17 protein-coding genes and 1 pseudogene are annotated in these 18,091 nt (G+C 72.1%); 7 read left to right on the top strand and 11 right to left on the bottom strand.

Annotation, left to right across the window (positions count from 1 at the left end; translation table 11 throughout):
* The first annotated feature begins 21 nt into the window (after positions 1-21).
* The 3 genes from xylA (at position 22) to KSK32_RS05530 (ending at position 4,212) form a co-directional block, all read left to right on the top strand.
* Positions 22-1,209, top strand: coding sequence for a xylose isomerase (gene xylA, locus KSK32_RS05540; protein WP_216929148.1), 1,188 nt, complete (start codon positions 22-24; stop codon positions 1,207-1,209).
* A gap of 11 nt (positions 1,210-1,220) precedes the next feature.
* Positions 1,221-2,672, top strand: a complete 1,452-nt coding sequence (gene xylB, locus KSK32_RS05535) for a xylulokinase (RefSeq protein ID WP_216929146.1) — start codon at positions 1,221-1,223, stop codon at positions 2,670-2,672.
* 109 nt (positions 2,673-2,781) lie between these two features.
* Entirely contained in the window at positions 2,782-4,212 is a 1,431-nt protein-coding gene (locus KSK32_RS05530) for an MFS transporter (RefSeq protein ID WP_216929144.1), read from the top strand.
* Positions 4,213-4,270: 58 nt separating this feature from the next.
* Here the strand turns inward: KSK32_RS05530 and KSK32_RS05525 are convergent, their stop codons facing one another.
* The 5 genes from KSK32_RS05525 to KSK32_RS05505 form a co-directional block, all read right to left on the bottom strand.
* A complete protein-coding gene (locus KSK32_RS05525; protein ID WP_216935829.1) occupies positions 4,271-5,914 on the bottom strand; it encodes a glycoside hydrolase family 13 protein in 1,644 nt (547 codons plus the stop codon).
* 36 nt (positions 5,915-5,950) lie between these two features.
* Positions 5,951-7,021 (bottom strand): LacI family DNA-binding transcriptional regulator, encoded by a 1,071-nt coding sequence (locus tag KSK32_RS05520; RefSeq protein WP_216929142.1) that lies wholly within the window; start codon positions 7,019-7,021, stop codon positions 5,951-5,953.
* A gap of 61 nt (positions 7,022-7,082) precedes the next feature.
* Positions 7,083-8,042: a carbohydrate ABC transporter permease gene (locus KSK32_RS05515; protein ID WP_018787002.1), complete on the bottom strand. Its 960-nt coding sequence runs from the start codon at positions 8,040-8,042 to the stop codon at positions 7,083-7,085.
* A gap of 1 nt (position 8,043) precedes the next feature.
* Positions 8,044-9,090 carry a carbohydrate ABC transporter permease gene (locus tag KSK32_RS05510; RefSeq protein WP_216929140.1) on the bottom strand — a complete coding sequence of 349 codons (1,047 nt, stop codon included), beginning with the start codon at positions 9,088-9,090 and terminating at the stop codon, positions 8,044-8,046.
* A 71-nt stretch (positions 9,091-9,161) separates the two neighbouring features.
* Positions 9,162-10,502: an ABC transporter substrate-binding protein gene (locus KSK32_RS05505; protein WP_216929138.1), complete on the bottom strand. Its 1,341-nt coding sequence runs from the start codon at positions 10,500-10,502 to the stop codon at positions 9,162-9,164.
* A 237-nt stretch (positions 10,503-10,739) separates the two neighbouring features.
* On the opposite strand from KSK32_RS05505, the gene KSK32_RS05500 reads away from it, so the two are divergent.
* Positions 10,740-11,516, top strand: coding sequence for a M23 family metallopeptidase (locus KSK32_RS05500; protein WP_216929136.1), 777 nt, complete (start codon positions 10,740-10,742; stop codon positions 11,514-11,516).
* 43 nt (positions 11,517-11,559) lie between these two features.
* Here the strand turns inward: KSK32_RS05500 and KSK32_RS05495 are convergent, their stop codons facing one another.
* From KSK32_RS05495 to KSK32_RS05475, 5 genes and pseudogenes are all read right to left on the bottom strand, one after another.
* On the bottom strand, positions 11,560-12,057 hold the full coding sequence (locus KSK32_RS05495; protein WP_216929135.1) for a TspO/MBR family protein: 498 nt from the start codon (positions 12,055-12,057) through the stop codon (positions 11,560-11,562).
* A 155-nt stretch (positions 12,058-12,212) separates the two neighbouring features.
* On the bottom strand, positions 12,213-12,356 hold the full coding sequence (locus KSK32_RS05490) for a GPGG-motif small membrane protein (protein ID WP_007464364.1): 144 nt from the start codon (positions 12,354-12,356) through the stop codon (positions 12,213-12,215).
* Positions 12,347-13,130 (bottom strand): annotated as a pseudogene (locus KSK32_RS05485) (metallophosphoesterase). Before KSK32_RS05485 ends, KSK32_RS05490 begins: the two are co-directional and overlap by 10 nt.
* Positions 13,131-13,140: 10 nt before the next feature.
* Positions 13,141-13,350 carry a hypothetical protein gene (locus KSK32_RS05480; protein ID WP_225853111.1) on the bottom strand — a complete coding sequence of 70 codons (210 nt, stop codon included), beginning with the start codon at positions 13,348-13,350 and terminating at the stop codon, positions 13,141-13,143.
* 56 nt (positions 13,351-13,406) lie between these two features.
* Positions 13,407-13,988: a nucleotidyltransferase gene (locus tag KSK32_RS05475; RefSeq protein WP_091422918.1), complete on the bottom strand. Its 582-nt coding sequence runs from the start codon at positions 13,986-13,988 to the stop codon at positions 13,407-13,409.
* 151 nt (positions 13,989-14,139) lie between these two features.
* Between KSK32_RS05475 and KSK32_RS05470 the strand changes: the two genes are divergently transcribed.
* Positions 14,140-14,871, top strand: a complete 732-nt coding sequence (locus KSK32_RS05470) for a dTMP kinase (RefSeq protein WP_216929112.1) — start codon at positions 14,140-14,142, stop codon at positions 14,869-14,871.
* Here the strand turns inward: KSK32_RS05470 and KSK32_RS05465 are convergent.
* Complete coding sequence (locus KSK32_RS05465) at positions 14,856-15,533, bottom strand: SDR family NAD(P)-dependent oxidoreductase (RefSeq protein ID WP_216929110.1); 678 nt, start codon at positions 15,531-15,533, stop codon at positions 14,856-14,858. The two genes, KSK32_RS05470 and KSK32_RS05465, sit on opposite strands and share 16 nt — an antisense overlap.
* Before the next feature lie 258 nt (positions 15,534-15,791).
* On the opposite strand from KSK32_RS05465, the gene KSK32_RS05460 reads away from it, so the two are divergent.
* Both KSK32_RS05460 and murQ read left to right on the top strand, forming a co-directional pair.
* On the top strand, positions 15,792-16,706 hold the full coding sequence (locus KSK32_RS05460) for a MurR/RpiR family transcriptional regulator (RefSeq protein WP_216929104.1): 915 nt from the start codon (positions 15,792-15,794) through the stop codon (positions 16,704-16,706).
* Entirely contained in the window at positions 16,703-17,650 is a 948-nt protein-coding gene (gene murQ / locus KSK32_RS05455) for an N-acetylmuramic acid 6-phosphate etherase (protein ID WP_216929102.1), read from the top strand. The genes KSK32_RS05460 and murQ overlap by 4 nt, the downstream gene beginning before the upstream one ends.
* The last annotated feature ends 441 nt before the right edge of the window (positions 17,651-18,091 follow it).

The following is an 18,091-nucleotide window of genomic DNA, read 5'->3' as shown; positions in this document are numbered from 1 at the left end:
ACCACCACCTGGAGGTCTGCCATGGCACCCCGCCCCACCCCCGCGGACAAGTTCTCCTTCGGCCTCTGGACGGTGGGCTGGCCGGCCCGTGACCCGTTCGGTGACGCCACCCGGCCCGAGCTGGACGCCGTCGAGGCGGTGCACCGGCTCGCCGAGCTGGGCGCGTACGGCATCACCTTCCACGACGACGACCTGGTCCCGTTCGGCGCGGACGCCGCCACCCGCGACGCCCGGCTGAGCCGCTTCCGCAAGGCCCTCGACGAGACCGGCCTGGTCGTGCCGATGGTCACCACCAACCTGTTCACCCACCCGGTGTTCAAGGACGGCGGCTTCACCAGCAACGACCGCGACGTGCGCCGGTACGCACTGCGCAAGGTGCTGCGCAACATCGACCTGGCCGCCGAGCTGGGCGCCAAGACGTTCGTCATGTGGGGCGGCCGGGAGGGCGCCGAGTACGACGTGGCGAAGGACGTCCAGGCCGCGCTCGACCGCTACCGCGAAGGAGTCGACCTGCTCTGCGAGTACGTCGTCGACAACGGCTACGACCTGCGCTTCGCCCTGGAGCCCAAGCCGAACGAGCCGCGCGGCGACATCCTGCTGCCCACCGTCGGCCACGCGCTCGGCTTCATCTCCACGCTGGCCCGCCCGGAGATGGTCGGGCTCAACCCGGAGGTCGGGCACGAGCAGATGGCCGGCCTGAACTTCGCCCACGGCATCGCCCAGGCGCTCTGGCAGGGCAAGCTGTTCCACATCGACCTCAACGGCCAGCGCGGCATCAAGTACGACCAGGACCTGGTCTTCGGCCACGGCGACCTGCTCAACGCATTCGCCCTGGTCGACCTGCTGGAGCACGGCGGCCCGAACGGCGGCCCGGCCTACGACGGCCCGCGCCACTTCGACTACAAGCCGTCCCGCACCGAGGACATGACCGGCGTGTGGGCCTCCGCCGAGGCGAACATGCGGACGTACCTGCTGCTCAAGGAGCGGGCCGCGGCGTTCCGCGCCGACCCGGAGGTGGTCGAGGCGCTCGCCGCCGCCCGGGTGGCCGAGCTGGCCACCCCGACGCTCGACCCCGGCGAGGGCTACCGCGAGCTGCTGGCCGACCGGACCGCGTTCGAGGAGTTCGACCCGGATGCCGCCGGGGCGAAGGGCTTCGGCTTCGTCCGGCTCAACCAGCTCGCCGTCGAGCACGTGCTCGGCGCGCGCTGAGGCGGGCCGCCATGCCGCTCGTCGCGGGGGTCGACTCGTCGACCCAGTCCTGCAAAGTGGTCGTCCGGGACGCGGAGACCGGCGCGCTGGTCCGGCAGGGCCGCGCGCCGCACCCGCCCGGCACCGAGGTCGACCCGTACGCCTGGTGGGAGGCCCTGCGGGCGGCGGTCGCCGAGGCCGGTGGCCTGGCCGACGTGGCCGCCGTCTCGGTCGGCGGCCAGCAGCACGGCATGGTCTGCCTGGACACCTCCGGTGAGGTGGTCCGCCCGGCGCTGCTGTGGAACGACACCCGTTCCGCCGACGCGGCCCGGGATCTGGTCGAGGAGGCCGGCGGCGGGGAGACCGGCCGCCGGTTCTGGGCCGAGGCGACCGGCGCGGTGCCGGTGGCCAGCTTCACCGCGACGAAGCTGCGCTGGCTGGCCCGGCACGAGCCGGACAACGCCGACCGGGTGGCCGCCGTCTGCCTGCCGCACGACTGGCTCACCTGGCGGCTCGCGGGCGCTCCCGGCCTGGACGCGCTGCGCACCGACCGGGGGGACGCCAGCGGCACCGGCTACTGGTCGCCGCGCACCGGCGAGTACCGGCTGGACCTGCTGGAGCGGGCCTTCGGCCGGCGCCCGAAGGTGCCGGTCGTGCTCGGCCCGGCCGAGGTGGCCGGGCACCTCGACCCGGCGGTGCTCGGCGGCGGCGCCGCGTCCGGCGCGGGCCCGTCCGGAGGCCCGGTCCCCGGGCCGATCCTGCTCGGGCCGGGCACCGGGGACAACGCCGCCGCCGCGCTCGGCGCCGGGGCCGGTCCGGGCGACGTGGTCGTCTCGATCGGCACCTCCGGCACCGTCTTCGCGGTGGCGGACACCCCTGCCGCCGACGCCGGCGGCGCGGTGGCCGGATTCGCCGACGCGACCGGCCGGTTCCTGCCGCTCGTGTGCACGCTCAACGCGGCCCGGGTGCTGGACGCCGCCGCGACGCTGCTCGGCGTCGACCTCGACCGGCTCGGCGAGCTGGCCCTGTCCGCCCCGCCCGGCGCGGACGGGCTGGTGCTGGTGCCGTACCTGGAGGGGGAGCGGACGCCGGACCGGCCGCACGCCACCGGCGAGCTGACGGGCCTGACGCTGGGGACGTCGACCCCGGCGCACCTGGCCCGGGCCGCCGTCGAGGGCATGCTCTGCGGGCTGGCCGACGGCCTCGACGCGCTCATCGCGCAGGGTGCCCGCGCCGACCGGATCATCCTGGTCGGCGGCGGCGCCCGATCCGAGGCCGTGCGCCGGATCGCGCCGCAGGTCTTCGGCCGCCCGGTGGTGGTGCCGCCGCCGGGCGAGTACGTCGCCGACGGCGCGGCCCGGCAGGCCGCCTGGGTGGTGCTCGGTGGCGACACCCCGCCCGCCTGGTCGATCGGCGACACCGAGGAGTACACGGGCGCCCCGGTCCCCGCCATCCGCGAGCGCTACGCCCACGCCCGGGGGTAAGGAAGGGCCCCTTCTTAACGCCTGCGGTAGAGGAGGGGCCCCTTCTTAACAGGCGCGTCGGCCGGGGGCGGTGTCCCGGATCCGGCCCGCACCTGATTGGCTGCCCTGCATGAAGGGCACGAGGACCTCTCGGCGCGGGAACGCGGCACACCGGCTCTACAGCGTCGTGGTCTTCGTGGTGCTCGCCTCGCTGGACAACGTGGCGATCGGCCTGGTACCCCCGCTGTACGGGCCGATCTCCGCCGCGCTCGACGTCCCGCAGCGGATGCTCGGCCTGGTCACCGCCGTCAGCTTCCTGGTCAGCGCGATAGCGGCGGTGGGCTGGGCGTACGTGGGGGACCGCACCAACCGCAAGCCGCTGCTGATGGTCGGCACGCTGCTCTGGGCGGCCGGCACCGGGGGCAGCGCGCTCGCCGGGGGGTACGCGACGTTCCTGACCGCGCAGTTCGTCGGCGCGGTCGGGCTCGGCGCGGTGGGCTCGGTCGGCTTCTCGGTGGTCACCGATTTGATCTCACCGCGCCGCCGTGGCCTGGTGATGAGCTTCTGGGGGCTGTCCCAGGGCGTCGGCACGCTGGCCGGGACGCTGCTCGGCGGCGTGCTCGGCGCGACCGACTGGCGGCGGCCGTTCCTGCTGCTGACCGGCGTGGGCCTGGTCGCCACCGTGGCGTACCTGTTCACCTACGACATCCGGCGCGGGCAGAGCGAACCGGAGCTGGCCGGAGCGATCGACGCCGGGAACGAGTACGACTACCGGATCAGCCGCGCCGACCTGCCCCGGATCCTGGCCCGCCGGACCAACCGCTGGCTGATCCTGCAGGGGCTCACCGCCCAGGCCGCGTTCGGCTCGCTGGTCTGGCTGCCGGTGCTGTTCAGTGAGCGGGCGCAGGCGCAGGGCTACTCACCTGCCACGGCCGTGGTGGTGGGCAGCGTCTTCGCCACCCTGTTCCAGCTCGGCGGCGTGCTGTCCATCGTGGGCGGTCTGGTGGGTGACGCGCTGCAGCGGCGTACGCCCAGCGGCCGGGCCACGGTCGCGGCCGTCGGCATCCTCGCGGCGCTGCCGTTCTACCTGGTCCTGTTCTTCGTGCCGATCCGCATCGACGTGCCCGACGGCGCCGGCTCCGGCGCGGTGGTGACGGCCGTGCTGTCCAGCGTGCTGACCGAGCCGTCGGTGGGGCTGAGCCTGCTCACCGCCGTGGTGGCGCTGGCGCTGACGTCGGCGAACTCGCCGAACTGGTTCGCCCTGATCGCCGACGTGAACCCGCCCGAGCACCGGGGCACCGTCTACAGCCTGGGCAACCTGGTCAACGGCGTCGGCCGGGCGGCGGGCAACGGGCTGGTCGGGGTGGCGTTCGCCGGGTTGCGGGCGGCCTTCCCGCCGCCGCTGAACTACGCGGTGGGGCTGGCCGCGTTCCAGCTCTTCTTCATTCCGACCGGAATCATGTACTGGCTGGCCGCCCGAACGTCGCCGCGGGACATCGCGCAGGTGCACGACCTGCTGCACGCCCGCGCCGACCGTCTGGAAGGAAGGGCCCCTTCTTAACAGTGAGTGTTAAGAAGGGGCCCCTCCTCTACCGGAGGCGTTAATAGGGGGCCCTTCCTTACACCCGGAACCAGACCGTGACATCCGTCGGGACCGCGGCGTTGTCCAGCGGGGCGCTCGACACCAGCACCTGGGCGCCGGCCGGCAGCGACACCGGGTCGGCGCCGAAGTTGGTCAGCACGGTGAGATCGCCGCTGGTGAACGTGAGCACCTCGTCGCCGGAGGTCAGGAACCGCAGCGGGCCCCGGGCCAGCGCGTGCTCGCGGCGCAGCCGCAGCGCGGTCCGGTACAGCTCGTACGTCGAGCCGGGCACGCCGCGCTGCCGGTCCAGCGCGTACTCGGCCCAGACCGGCGGCTGGGGCAGCCAGCTCGCGTCGGTCGGCCCGAAGCCGTACGACGGGGCGTCGGCCTCCCACGGGATCGGCACCCGGCAGCCGTCCCGGCCGCGCTCGGTGTGCCCGCTGCGCTTCCAGGTCGGGTCCTGCCGGGCCTCGTCGGGCAGCGTGGTGTGCTCCGGCAGCCCCAGTTCCTCACCCTGGTAGAGGTAGGCGGAGCCGGGCAGCGCGAGCATCAGCAGGCTGGCCGCCCGCGCCCGGCGCAGGCCCAGCGCGGCGTCCGGCTGCGGGTCGTCCACGCCGACGCCGTTGGCCCGGCCGCCGGCGGTGCCGAGCCCGAGCCGGGAGGCGTGCCGGACCACGTCGTGGTTGGACAGCACCCAGGTGGTCGGTGCGCCGACCGCGTCGGTGGCCTCCAGCGAACGGGTGATCACCGCGTACTGGGCCGGTGCGCTCCACGCGGCCAGCAGGTACTCGAAGTTGAACGCCTGGTGCATCTCGTCCGGGCGCACGTACCGGGCCAGCCGCTCGGCCGGCTCCACCCACGCCTCGGCGACGAGGATCCGCTCCCCGGGGTACGAGTCGAGCACGCGCCGCCACTCCCGGTAGATCTCGTGCACGCCGTCCTGGTCCCACATCGGCGGGCGTGGCTTGTCCACCTCGCTGCCGGAGAGGATCTCCTGCGGTTCCTGCCAGTCGGCGAGGTCGGCCTGCTTGATCAGGCCGTGCGCCACGTCCACCCGGAAGCCGTCCACGCCCCGGTCCAGCCAGAAGCGCAGCACGTCGAGGAACTCCTCGCGTACCTGGGGGTTGTCCCAGTTGAGGTCGGGCTGGCCGGAGTCGAACAGGTGCAGGTACCACTGCCCGTCGGGCAGCCGGGTCCAGGCGGGGCCGCCGAACACGCTCACCCAGTCGTTCGGCGGCTCGGCGCCGTCCGGGCCCCTGCCGTCGCGGATGACGTAGCGCTGCCGATCCGGGCTGCCCGGCGGGGCGGCGACCGCTGCTTCGAACCAGCGGTGCGCGGACGAGGTGTGGTTGGGCACCAGGTCGACGATCACCCGCAGCCCCCGGGCCTTCGCCTCGGCGATCAGCTTGTCGGCGTCGGCGAGCGTGCCGAACAGCGGGTCGACGTCGCGGTAGTCGGACACGTCGTACCCGGCGTCGGCCTGCGGGGACGGGTAGAACGGGGACAGCCAGACCGCGTCGACTCCCAGCTCGGCGAGGTGGTCGAGCCGGGACGTGATGCCCGGCAGGTCGCCGATCCCGTCGCCGTCGGAGTCGGCGAACGAGCGCGGGTAGACCTGGTAGATGACCGCCTCGGTCCACCAGCCGGTGCCCGGGGCCTGCTGCGTCGCGTCGGTGTTCAGCGCCTTACTCCTGTCTTGCGGGACGAGCGAGTTCGTTCAGTGTGCCCGGGGTGGCGCGGTCGATTCGCGCACCACCAGGCGAGTGGGCAGGATCACCGGGGGCGGTGTCCCGTCGTCGGTGTCGGCGCCGCGCGGCGCGGGCACCAGGCCCGGGTACGGCTCGGTGGCCCGTACGCCGAGCGGGTCGAGCAGGATGCGGGCGGCGAGCAGCCCCTGCTCGGCGGCCGGCTGGGCGATCGTCGAGAGCCCGAGCACGCCGGCCAGGTCGTGGTCGTCGACGCCCATCACGCTCACGTCCTGTGGCACCCGCAGCCCGGCGTCGCGCAGCGCGGTGATCGCGCCCATCGCCATCTCGTCGCAGGCGGCGAAGATGGCGGTCGGCGGCTCGCCCCGGGCCAGCAGCTCGGCGGTGGCCCGGGTGCCCCCGTCGATGGTGAACCGCGACTCGACGTCGAGGCTCGGGTCGGGCCGCAGCCCGGCGGCCCGTAACGCCTCCTGGTAGCCGCGCCGCCGGTCCAGGTGGGTGGTGAAGGCCAGTTCGTCGTCCGGGTCGCCGGAGATGTGCGCGATCCGGGTGTGGCCGAGGTCGAGCAGGTGGCGGGTGGCGGTGCGGGCGGCGGCCACGTCGTCGATCCGGACGCAGGGCCAGCCGGGCACCTCGCTGCCGGAGCTGATCGTCACGCCCGGCAGGTCCAGCTTCGTCAGCGCTTGCACGTCGGCCGCGCGCAGCGGAGTCGCGACCAGGATGATCGCGTCCACGCGCTTGTGCAGGCTCGCCGTGCGCAGCACCCGCCGCCGGGTCTGCTCCCGGCCGCCGAGGTTGTAGAGCAGCAGGTCGTAGCCGCTGTCCTGGAGCAGTTCCTCGACCGCCTCGACCACGGTGCCGAAGAACCACCTGGTGATCCGGGGCACCACCACCGCCACCGTGCCGGTCCGGCCGCCGGCCAGCCGGCTCGCGCTGGGCGACACCGCGTACTGGAGCTGTTCGGCGGCGGCGAGCACGCGGCGGCGGGTCGCGGCCGAGACCGTCGGCAGGCCCCGCAGCGCCCGGGAGACGGTGGCCGTGGAGACCCCGGCCAGACGGGCGACGTCGTCAATCCTGGTCATCGTGAGCTCCCCGCTGTGACCCGCGCCCCGCCGCCGGCCGTGCCGGCGGCGGGGCGCCGGATCAGCCCTTGACGCTGCCGGCGAGCAGACCTCGCACGAAGAAGCGCTGGAGGGACAGGAACACGATGAGCGGTACGACGATCGACACGAACGCGCCGGCCGTCAGCCGTTGCCACTCGTTGCCCCGGGTGCCGGCCAGCTCCGCGAGCCGGACGGTCAGCGGGGCGGTCTCGTCGCCGCCGCCGGCGAAGATCAGCGCGACCAGCAGGTCGTTCCAGACCCAGAGGAACTGGAAGATGCCGAACGCCGCCAGCGCGGGCATGATCAGCGGCAGCACGATGGTGCGGAAGATCTTCGGGTGGGTGGCCCCGTCGACCCGGGCCGCCTCCATCAGGTCGCCGGGAAGCTGCGAGATGAAGTTGTGCAGCAGGAACACGGCGAACGGAAGCGCGAAACAGGTGTGCGCGAACCACACCTGGGCGAACTTCTGCTCGTCGACCAGATCCCACGCGGGGAGGATCTGCACCCCGGCGATGCTGACGCCGGTGGAGAAGAAGCGCAGCAGCGGCACCAGGGCCATCTGCAACGGCACGATCTGGAGCGCGAAGATCCCGATGTAGACCCAGTCCCGCCCCTTGAAGTTCATCCACGCCAGCGCGTACGCGGCGAGCGACGCGAAGGCCAGCGGGAAGAGCACCGAGGGGATGGTGATCGCCAGGGAGTTGATGAAGTAGCTGGCCAGCTGCCCGGACGAGCCGGAGCTGAACAGCACCTCCTGGTAGTTCTCCAGCGTGATCTGCGGGTTGGTGAAGAACGTCCACCACCCGGTGGTCTTGATCTCGTTCTCCGGCCGGAGCGAGGAGATGAACAGGCCGAAGGTCGGAATCGTCCAGAGCACCGCGATCACGATCGACACGAGCGTGGCGGTACGGCTGTTCAGGCGCTTGCGCACCCGGGCGCCCCGGGTGGTCGGTTCGGTGGCCTGGGCGCCGACTCCGACGGTGGGCGTGGCGGTGGTCATCTCAGCCCTCCCGCTGCTTGCGCAGGTTGCGGATCTGGTAGATCACGATCGGGATCACCAGGACGAACAGGAACACCGCCAGCGCCGAGCCCTGCCCGTTCTCCTGGTAGCGGAACGCCTGGTTGTACATCTCGGTCGCGATGACGTTCGTGTCGTAGTTGCCGTTGGTGGCGGTCCGGACGATGTCGAAGACCTTGAGCGTGGCGATGGAGATCGTCACCACCACGACGATCAGCGCCGGCCGGATGCTCGGGACGGTGATCCGCCAGAACATCTGCCACGCGGTGGTGCCGTCCAACCGGGCCGCCTCGACGATGTCGGCCGGGATGGCCTTGATCGCGGCGGAGAGCACCACCATCGCGAAGCCGGCCTGGATCCACACCATGATCACGATCAGCAGGAACGTGTTGAGCGGCGAGTTCAGCAGCCACTGCTTCGGTTCGCCGCCCAGGCTCACCATGATCTGGTTGAGCAGGCCGATCTGGTCGCCGACGCCCCGGAAGGCGTAGACGAACTTCCAGATGATGGCGGCGCCGACGAACGAGATCGCCATCGGCAGGAAGATCAGGGACTTGGCCACGGCCTCCAGCCGGGCCTTGTCCACCAGGACCGCGTAGATCAGGCCGAACGCGGTGGCCACCAGCGGCACCAGCAGCACCCAGATCAGCGTGTTGATCAAAACCCGGACGATCGAGTCCTCGGCGAACATCCAGCGGTAGTTGGCCAGGCCCACCCAGTCGTTGCTGCCGGAGTCCATGAAGGAGAGCAGCGTGGTGCGGACGGCGGGGACCACCAGCCCGACGGCGAGCAGCAGCAGCGTCGGCAACAGGAAGAAGAACGCGAACGCACCCTCGCCCTGCTTGCGGCGGCGTGGCAGCGGCGCGCCGCTCGCCGAGGCCGCGACGAGCTGCGCCTCCCGGCGCCGGGCGAAGTACGACGGCACCACGTCGAGGAGCAGGAGCAGCCCGCCCACCACCGCGACGAAGGCGATCAGCCCGTACATCAGCATGAGGAACTTCGGCTGCTCCGCCGCGAAGTCGAACTCCATCGACCCTCCCTCAAGGGTTCGGCTAGCAGAGGTGGCCCGGTCCGCTGGCGCGGACCGGGCCACCTGCTAGATCACTTCCAGCTGCCCTCGATGTCGTTCAGGACGGTGGTGGTGTCCTTGCCGTTGATCCAGGCCACCATGCCCTTCCAGAAGGTGCCGGCGCCGACAGCGGCCGGCATCAGGTCCGAGCCGTCGAAGCGGAAGACCGTCTTCTCGTCCTGGAGGATGCCCACGGAGAGCTTGTCCACGGGGTTCGGGACGTTGTTCAGGTCCAGCTTCTTGTTCGCGGAGACCCAGTCACCGATCTTGGCGCGGCTGTTGGCGTACTCGCCGGAGGCCAGGTAGGTCTGCACCGCCTGGACCTCGGGGCGGTCGGCGAAGGCCGCGACGAACTCGCCGCCACCCAGGACCGGCTTGCCCTTCGACGGGTCGATGGCCGGGAAGTAGAACGCGAAGACGTCGCCGTCCTCGGCCACCTTGGTGCCCTCGGGCCACTGGTTGGCGTAGAAGGACGCCTGGCGGTGCAGCGCGCACTTGCCGGTGGTGACGGGCGTGCCGGCCTCCTGGAACGAGGTGGTGGCGATGCTCTTCACGCCGCCGAAGCCGCCGTTGACGTACTTCTCGTTCTTGAGGATGGTGCCGGCCCGGTTGAGCGCGTCGGCCACCTGCGGGTCGTTGAACGGGATCTCGTGGGTGGTCCACTTGTCGTAGACCTCCGGGCCGCCGGTACGCAGCAGCACGTCCTCGATCCAGTCGGTGGCCGGCCAGCCGGTGGCGTCACCGGACTCGATGCCGGCGCACCACGGCTTGGTGCCGCTCGCAGCGATCTGGTCGGAGAGCTTGATCATGTCATCCCACGTGGTGGGGACCGTCCAGCCCTTCTCCTTGAAGGTCTTCGGCGAGTACCACACGAAGGACTTCACGTTCGAGCCGAGCGGAGCGCCGTAGAGCTGGCCGTTGACGGTGCTGTACTTCAGCCAGTCGGCGGAGTAGTTCTGCTCGGCCATCGCCTTGGTGTCGGCGCCGACCGGCTTGAGCTTGCCCGAGTCGACGAACCGCTTCAGCAGACCGGGCTGCGGGATGAAGGCGAGGTCGGGGGCGTTGCCGCCGTCGACCCGCACGGGCAGCTGGGCCTCGAACTCGCCGGAGCCCTCGTGGTCGATCTCGATGCCGGTGCAGTCCTCGAACTCCTTCCAGGACTGCTGGAGGCGCTCGTCCTCGATGTCACGGATCGAGGAGTAGATGGTCACCTTCTTGCCGTCGTGACCGTCGTACTTCTCGTATGCGCCGCACTCGGCCGAGCCCGCGTTGCTGCTGTTCTTGTCGTCGCCGGTGCCGCAGGCGGCGACGCCGAGCGCCAGCCCCAGGACGCCGGCGACCGCGAGCGCCTGGCGCGATCTGGCAAACGCCATGCCGATCTCCTTCCTTGCCGGCGCGTGAAGGGATCGAACCCGCGCCGGTCCGATGGTCGTCTTCACATGTAAGCGCTTGCATCGTGTCGGGTCCACCCCTGGCCGGACACGGCCCGGTAACAATCCCGAAACCCCGGGCGCCGATGGTGGGTGCGCTCCCACGAAACTTCCCGGGAACGGAACTTTCTGTCAGGATGTCCGCATCAAATTGAAGACTTTCAACATTGGAGGCAGTGGATGCGTAAGCGATGGCTCGCCCTCGGGGCGAGCGCCGCGGTCCTGGCGGCGACCCTCGTGCCGGCCGCGCCGGCGATGGCCGCCCCGACGTTCAAGGTTCCGTTCCCGTGCAACCAGTCCTGGTCCGGCCAGACCCGGACCAACCACAGCCCGGCCAACGCGATCGACTTCAACCGCACCGACGACCTGGGTGACCCGGTGGTCGCCAGCGCGCCCGGCACCGTCGACGTGGTGACCAACCTCGGCGACACCAGCTACGGCAAGTACGTCCGGATCAACCACGGTGGCGGCTGGACGACCTACTACGCCCACCTGAACGCCTTCAACGTCTCGGTCGGTCAGACCGTCGGCTACGGCCGGGTGATCGGCTACGTCGGCACGACCGGCGGCTCCACCGGCCCGCACCTGCACTACGAGCAGCGGTCGAGCGGCAGCGCCGTCAAGATCAAGTTTAACGGTGCGCAGGCGCTCTACTGGGGCACGAAAACCTACAAGAGCGACAACGGCTGCGGCGGGGCGAACACCGGCGAGGGCACCGTCAACACGGCCGGCTCCCCGCTGACGGTCCGCTCCGGCCCCGGTACCGGGTACAGCTCGGTCGGCACGGTGGCCGACGGCGCGAAGGTGACCATCCAGTGCCAGACCAGCGGCACCAGCGTCACCGGCACGTACGGCACCAGCTCGATCTGGGACCGGATCGGCTCCGGCCGGTTCATCTCCGACGCGTACGTCTACACCGGCTACGACGGCTACATCCCGGGCGTACCCCGCTGCTGAGCCCGGCCGGCGCGGGGGCGAGCGGCCCCCGCGCCCGTGCCGGTCAGGAGTTCAGCCGCCACACCGCGAGGTTCAGCGCGGACGCGAACGTCACCCAGGCCCAGTACGGCAGCATCAGCAGCGTGGCCGGCCGGGAGATGCGCCGGAACAGGGCCACCGTCACGCCGATCGCCAGCCACATCAGCACGATCTCGGCGAACGCCAGCCCGTACGCCCCGGCGCCGAAGAACAGCGGGGTCCAGATCGCGTTCAGCACGAGCTGCACGACCCAGGCCCAGACCGCCGGGCCGAACCCGGCCCGGCGCCAGACCAGCCAGCCGGCGATCGCGATGAGCACGTAGAGGACGGTCCAGACCGGGCCGAACAGCCACGACGGCGGCGCCCAGGCGGGCTGCTCCAGGCTCTGGTACTCGGCGGAGGTCCCCTGGACGCCCAGCCCCCCGATCGCGGCGGCGGCGAAGGTGGCGGCGCCGAAGCCGAGCAGCGCCAACCACTGGCGAGCCCCGGTGGTGCGCCGGGTGAAGGTCTGCGACATCTCCATGGTCGAGATGTTTCCGCTCGACCGCCCCGGCAAACGCCCGGCGGCGGCCCCTCCCGGACGCGTGAGAAAAGCCGGGGTCACCCGGCCCGGACGTTCCGGTCCGGCAGGACGGAACGCCCGGGCCCCGGCGACCCCGGCGGGTATGAGAACCGCGGTTAATTGAAGATGCTGACGCCACCCGGGCCGACCAGCAGGCCGACGACGATGAGGACGATGCCCCAGAGGATCTGCCGACGGAACAGGGCGAGAATTCCGGCGACCACCAGTACGACTGCGAGAATCCAGAGAATCAGCTCCATGTCGGCTGGATACCCGGACGTCCCGTACCGGAAACCTCCTCACCGTCAGTCGAGCTGATCACCGCCCAGGTGGAAGACGCTGTACGCCTGTTTGATCACCGGGTGGGCCACGTTGCGGACCCGGACCCCGCCCGGTGTGGTGCCGCGCTCGGTGCCGTGATGGGCGTGCCCGTGCAGCGCCAGGGCGGTGGGTGCGGAGTCGATCGCCTGGCCGAGCTGGTAGCAGCCGAGGAACGGGTAGATCTCCAGCGGCTCGCCGGCGAGCGTGTCCGGCACGGGGGAGTAGTGGGTGAGCGCGACGAGCGCGTCGCACTCCAGCGAGAGCAGCGCGTCGGCGAGCGAGTCGGCGCTCTCCCGGGTGGTCCGCACGAACGCCTTCATCTCCGGCTCGCCGAAGTCGCTGGCGCACCGTCCGGCGAAACCGCCGCCGAACCCCTTCACGCCGGCCACCCCGAGCCGTCCACCGGGGGTGTCCACGACCGTGCCGGTGCCCTCCAGCACCGTGATCCCGGCGTCCTCCAGCACCTTCACCACCTGCGGCACCTCGTCGCACTGGTGGTCGTGGTTGCCGAGCACGGTGATCACCGGTACGCCGAGGTCCCCGAACTCCCGGGCCACGCACCTCGCCTCGGCCTCGGTGCCGTGCCGGGTCAGGTCACCCGCGAGCAGCAGCACGTCGGCGCAGCCGGGCAGCTCCTCCAGGGCCGGGCGGAACCGGCCCACCACGTCCTCGTCCAGATGCACGTCGCCCACGGCGGCGATCCGGATCACCATCGAACCTCCCTCACGGCAGTTCCTCGACCTGGGTGGGCGCCTGCGTGCGGATCACCCCGATGTCGCTCGTCACGGGGGTGTCCGGGAAGCGCTCGGCCACCCGCCGCAGGATCTCCTCCCGCCGGTGCGGGCTCTCCACCTCGCCGTAGAGCACCAGCCCGTTCTCCCGCCGCACCACGGTGATGCCCTGCTCGGCCACGGTCGGGTCCTCGGCCAGCATGCTCTGGATCTCCGCCTCGACGTACTCGTCGGGGGGAACGTCGCCGGACAGTCCGGTCACAGGGTCTCCCTTCCGCCGGGCGCGCCGCCGGGCAGCACGTCCAGCCGGTCCAGCAGCACCAGGAACGCCTCCGCGTACGGCGAGTGCTGCGTCTCCTTCCGTACCCGTTCCCAGTCGATCTGTTCCCGCAGCGATCGGGCCAGCGGCAGGGCCCGGGCGAAGTCGCAGTAGTGCTGGGAGAAGCTGAGCAGCTTGTGCACCATGAGCTGGCTGGCCGAGAGCACCGGCATGTGGATCGCGTCGACCGGGCGCACGATCGTGTCGGCGAACGTCTCCGCGGTCACGGGCGTCTCCACCGGCCGGTGGATGAGGTCCACCATCCGGTCCTCGTCGTAGACCTTGACCAGCCAGTCCTCCGGCGGGCGCTCGGCGGTGAAGCCGGCCTCGACCAGCGCCTCCAGGGCCCGGTCGACGTCCGCCTCGCGGAGCAGGAAGTCCACGTCGTGGTCGCTGGAGTGACCGCCGTGCGCGTACACCGCGAAGCTGCCACCGAGCGCGAACGGGATCTCGGACTGTTTGAGCACGGCGGCGACCTTCTTCAGCGTGTGCACCAGGGTCTCGTCCCCGCGCTCGGCCATCTGCGGCTCCCTCGTCGTCAAAATGGGGGGTGGGACCACGATGCGTACCCGGCGGACGCTCCGGTCACACCTGTTGCGGCGCGATCGGCCCGCCAGGGCAGGAAAGCGACATACGGGCTCGCGTGAGCGTCGGTCGGATAACCTCGGGAGGGTGGCCAGCTCACTGCGGACGCGGCGGGGCAGGGCCCGACTGCGCGCCGTCGCCCTGATCGGCATCGACGGCTCAGGCAAGACCACCCAGGCCCACCGGCTCGCCCAGGCGCTCACCGCCGCCGGCCGCCCCGCCACGTACCACCGCAACGCCGGTGGCCGCCGCTGGCTCGGCCGCATCGCCCAGCGGTTCGGCCGTCCGGACGCGCAGCGGCTCGTCGGGCGCGACGGCCTGCTCGTCGTCGAGTCGGTGCTGCGATGGCTGGCCATCGCGCTCGCGCTGCTCAGCTGCGTGGTGACCGGTCGCACGGCGGTCATGGACAGGTGGTCCGCCTGCCAGTACGCCAGCATCCGGGCGCACGGCGGGCAGCGGTGGGAGCGGCTGGCCCGGGCCGGGTACCGGATCTTCCCGGCGCCCCGGGTGACGTTCCTGCTCACCGTCGAGCCCGCCGAGGCGTACCGGCGGATCGAGCGGCGCGGCACCGACCACGAGACCATGGAGTGGCTGACCGCCGCGGCCGCCGCGTACCGGGGCCTGCCGGAGTACGGCAGCTTCGTGGTGGTGGACGGCAACGGCCCGCCGGAGGAGGTGGCCCGCCGGATCCGGGCGCACCTGAGCGAGTGGCTGCCCGACGACCCGGCCGCCGGTCCCGGCCCGGCTCCGGCCGGCCCGCGACGCCCGGCCGGTGGCGCCGGGCGGGACGGTCCGGTGCCGGTTCAGGCCCGCCCGTAGACCGGGATGCTCGCGCCGCTGGTGGGCGCGGACTCGGGGGAGGCCAGGAAGCGGATCACCTCGGCGATCTCGGCCGGCGGCACCCAGCGGCCGTGGTCGGCTTCGGGCTGGGCGGCGCGGTTGGCCGGGGTGTCGATGACGCTCGGCAGCACCGTGTTGCACCGCACGCCGCGCTGCCGGTACTCGACCGCGACCGTCTCGGCGAACGCCCGTACCGCGGCCTTGGCGGTGGCGTAGCCGGAGGCGCCGGGGAACGGCGAGACCGCCGCCCGGGCCGAGACGCAGACGACCGCGCCGTCGCCGGACGCCATGAGGTGCGGCAGCGCCGCGTGGGTGACCAGGTACGTCGGGCGCAGGTTGAGCCGCAGCATCCGCTCGAAGTCGTCGACCGGGGTCTCGTGCACCAGGCCGCCTGCGGCGTACCCGCCGACGAGGTTGACCAACGCGCGCAGCGGCGCGTCCGCCTCGGCGGTCGCGGCCCCGACCGCCCGCGCGGCCCCCTCGGGCGTCAGCAGGTCGGCCACGACCCGGACCGGGCCGTCGCCCGCTCCGGGCTCCCGCTGGGGTACGACCACCCGCCAGCCGGCGTCGAGGAAGGCGGCGGTGACCGCGCCGCCGAGTCCACCCGTGCCTCCGGTCACCAGCACCGTGCGTTCCGTCATGGACACACGCTAGCCAACCGCCCCGGCGGCGCAGCGGTGGGCCGTCCGGCCCGTCCGGCCGAGGCCGACCGGGCAGACCGGGCCGCGCGACGGCGGATCGGCACGTCGGGCGGCAGGAGTGACTCGACCGGAGCGGTTGAGGTGGTGGGGCTGCGACAATGGGATCCTTGGCCCGGAGGGCGGGCGCGGAAGACGGTAAATTTCCCGATACGCAGTGTCATGGTTGACGCTCACGCGGTGTGAAAGTAAGTTTCATCCGTGGCGAAGAGTCCGAAGATTTCTGCGAGTCACGAGCCCGGTGGACTGATCGTCCACATCAGCGGCCTCCTGCCCTCGCTGTCCCCGGCCGAACAGCGGGTGGCCCGGCTGGTCGTCGCCGATCCGGCGGACGCGGCTCGGCGTACGATCACCGACCTCGCCACCGCCGCCGAGACGTCCGAGGCGACAGTGATCCGCTTCTGCCGCTCCGTCGGCATGGACGGCTACCCCCAGCTGCGGATCCGGCTCGCCGCCGAGGCCGCCCGCCGGGTCGAGCCGCCGGACGCGCGGGTGGTCGGCGGCGACATCCCGCCGGGCGCGGACCTCGCCCAGATCATCGCCACGATCGCGTTCAACGACGCCCGGGCCGTGGAGCAGACCGCCGAGCAGCTCGACCCGGCGGTCTGCGAGCAGGTGGTCGAGGCGATCGGCACGGCCGGCCGGATCGACGTCTACGGCGCGGGCGCCAGCGGCTTCGTCGCCTCCGACTTCCAGCAGAAGCTGCACCGCATCGGCCGCATCGCGTTCTACTTCCCGGACGTGCACACCGCGCTCACCTCCGCCGCCCTGCTGGGCCGCGGCGACGTGGCGGTCGGCATCTCGCACACCGGCACCACGTCCGACGTCATCGAGGTGCTGGAGCAGGCCCGGGCGCGCGGCGCCACCACCGTGGCGCTGACCAACTTCCCGCGTTCGCCGATCACCGAGGTCGCGGACCACGTGCTCACCACCGCAGCCCGGGAGACGACGTACCGCTCCGGCGCGACCGCCAGCCGGCTGGCCCAGCTCACAGTGGTCGACTGCCTCTTCGTCGGGGTGGCCGCCCGCAGCCGGGCCCGGACGAAGAAGGCCCTGGAGGCCACCGCCGAGGCGGTCCAGTCGCACCGGGTCGGCCCCGGGCGGAGGCGGGGATGACGGCGGGCCGGGTGGAGCGGGACGGCGTGGCGGCGGTGCGACCTGCGGTGCGCGTGGGCGCGCCGACCGAGCGGCGCAACCCGCACAGCGTCGACCTCGACCTGATGTCCACCCGGGACGTGCTCACCGTCATCAACGAGGCCGACCGGCGGGTTCCGGCAGCGGTCGCCGCCGTGCTGGACGAGATCGCCGAGACTGTCGACCTGGCCGTGGCCGCGCTGCGCGACGGGCACCGTGTGCACTACTTCGGGGCCGGCACCTCCGGTCGCCTCGGCGTGCTGGACGCGGCCGAGTTGGCGCCCACGTTCAACTCGCCCCGGCACTGGTTCTGCTCGCACCTGGCGGGTGGCCCGGACGCGATGTGGCGTGCCGTCGAGGACGCCGAGGACGACGAGCGCGGTGGCGCCGCCGAGGCCGTCGAGTGCGTACGCCCCGGCGACCTCGTGGTGGGCCTGGCGGCCAGCGGGCGCACCCCGTACGTCCTCGGGGCGCTCGCCGCGTCCCGGGCGCAGGGGGCCGGTACGGTGCTGCTCTGCGCGAATCCGGAGGCCGAGGCCGCCGCGTCGGTGGACGTCTTCATCGGGGTGGACACCGGACCGGAGGTGGTCACCGGGTCGACCCGGATGAAGGCCGGCACCGCGCAGAAGCTGGTGCTCAACACGTTCTCCACGGCCGTGATGGTGCGTCTGGGCCGGGTCTACTCGAACTTGATGATCGACATGGTGGCCACCAACGCGAAACTGCGCGGCCGCATGATCTCGATTCTCATGGAGGCCACCGGCTGCGCCGAGGAGGTGTGCCGGGTCGCCCTGCGGGAGGCCGACGGCGACCTCAAGACGGCGCTCGTCGCGCTCGTCTCCGGCGCGGAGGTGCCCGCCGCCCGGGCCGCGCTGGCCCGCTCCGCCCACCAGGTGCGCGGCGCGCTCGAACTGCTCGCCTCCTGACCGTTCCGCCCCGCCCGCGGCGGGCCTGGCCCGTCCCGCCCGATCCACCCGCCCGGCGCATCCGCCAGGCGGGTGCGACGCGTATCACGTGCAGGGAGGGGACGACTCCTCCCGCACGGATTGTTCAACGAGGCGGAGGGTAATCCTTGAGCACGGCTGAACCGACCGGTCCGCAGGCGCGTATCTCGCAGTGACCAGGATCGCAACGACTCGGTGACGCGGCTCGCTGTGTTCATGGAACAGGCAATGGTGCCATTCCATGGGCGAACGGCGATTTCGCAGCTCCGGTGTGCGCCGAAAACGGCGCCCGCGAGCCGCCCGAACCGGGCCGGTAACAGGAAACATGGACCGGGCTCTCAGCTACTACTCAGGCATTCGTGACAGTTTCGACTCACGACATGGAATCCCCGACGCGTCACATCTGTTGTGTAGGTGTCAGCA

Source organism: Micromonospora sp. WMMB482 (assembly GCF_019038635.1).
In the GTDB taxonomy this organism is placed as follows: Bacteria; Actinomycetota; Actinomycetes; order Mycobacteriales; family Micromonosporaceae; genus Micromonospora; species Micromonospora marina.
This window is presented reverse-complemented; position numbering and strand designations above follow the sequence as displayed.

What these genes read in the sequence shown, in the direction of transcription:
- xylA (WP_216929148.1), top strand. Translation starts at nt 22, where the DNA reads ATGGCACCCCGCCCCACCCCCGCGGACAAGTTCTCCTTCGGCCTCTGG.
- xylB (WP_216929146.1), top strand. Translation starts at nt 1,221, where the DNA reads ATGCCGCTCGTCGCGGGGGTCGACTCGTCGACCCAGTCCTGCAAAGTG.
- KSK32_RS05530 (WP_216929144.1), top strand. Translation starts at nt 2,782, where the DNA reads ATGAAGGGCACGAGGACCTCTCGGCGCGGGAACGCGGCACACCGGCTC.
- KSK32_RS05520 (WP_216929142.1), bottom strand. Translation starts at nt 7,021, where the DNA reads ATGACCAGGATTGACGACGTCGCCCGTCTGGCCGGGGTCTCCACGGCC.
- KSK32_RS05515 (WP_018787002.1), bottom strand. Translation starts at nt 8,042, where the DNA reads ATGACCACCGCCACGCCCACCGTCGGAGTCGGCGCCCAGGCCACCGAA.
- KSK32_RS05510 (WP_216929140.1), bottom strand. Translation starts at nt 9,090, where the DNA reads ATGGAGTTCGACTTCGCGGCGGAGCAGCCGAAGTTCCTCATGCTGATG.
- KSK32_RS05505 (WP_216929138.1), bottom strand. Translation starts at nt 10,502, where the DNA reads ATGGCGTTTGCCAGATCGCGCCAGGCGCTCGCGGTCGCCGGCGTCCTG.
- KSK32_RS05500 (WP_216929136.1), top strand. Translation starts at nt 10,740, where the DNA reads ATGCGTAAGCGATGGCTCGCCCTCGGGGCGAGCGCCGCGGTCCTGGCG.
- KSK32_RS05495 (WP_216929135.1), bottom strand. Translation starts at nt 12,057, where the DNA reads ATGGAGATGTCGCAGACCTTCACCCGGCGCACCACCGGGGCTCGCCAG.
- KSK32_RS05490 (WP_007464364.1), bottom strand. Translation starts at nt 12,356, where the DNA reads ATGGAGCTGATTCTCTGGATTCTCGCAGTCGTACTGGTGGTCGCCGGA.
- KSK32_RS05480 (WP_225853111.1), bottom strand. Translation starts at nt 13,350, where the DNA reads ATGCTGGCCGAGGACCCGACCGTGGCCGAGCAGGGCATCACCGTGGTG.
- KSK32_RS05475 (WP_091422918.1), bottom strand. Translation starts at nt 13,988, where the DNA reads ATGGCCGAGCGCGGGGACGAGACCCTGGTGCACACGCTGAAGAAGGTC.
- KSK32_RS05465 (WP_216929110.1), bottom strand. Translation starts at nt 15,533, where the DNA reads ATGACGGAACGCACGGTGCTGGTGACCGGAGGCACGGGTGGACTCGGC.
- murQ (WP_216929102.1), top strand. Translation starts at nt 16,703, where the DNA reads ATGACGGCGGGCCGGGTGGAGCGGGACGGCGTGGCGGCGGTGCGACCT.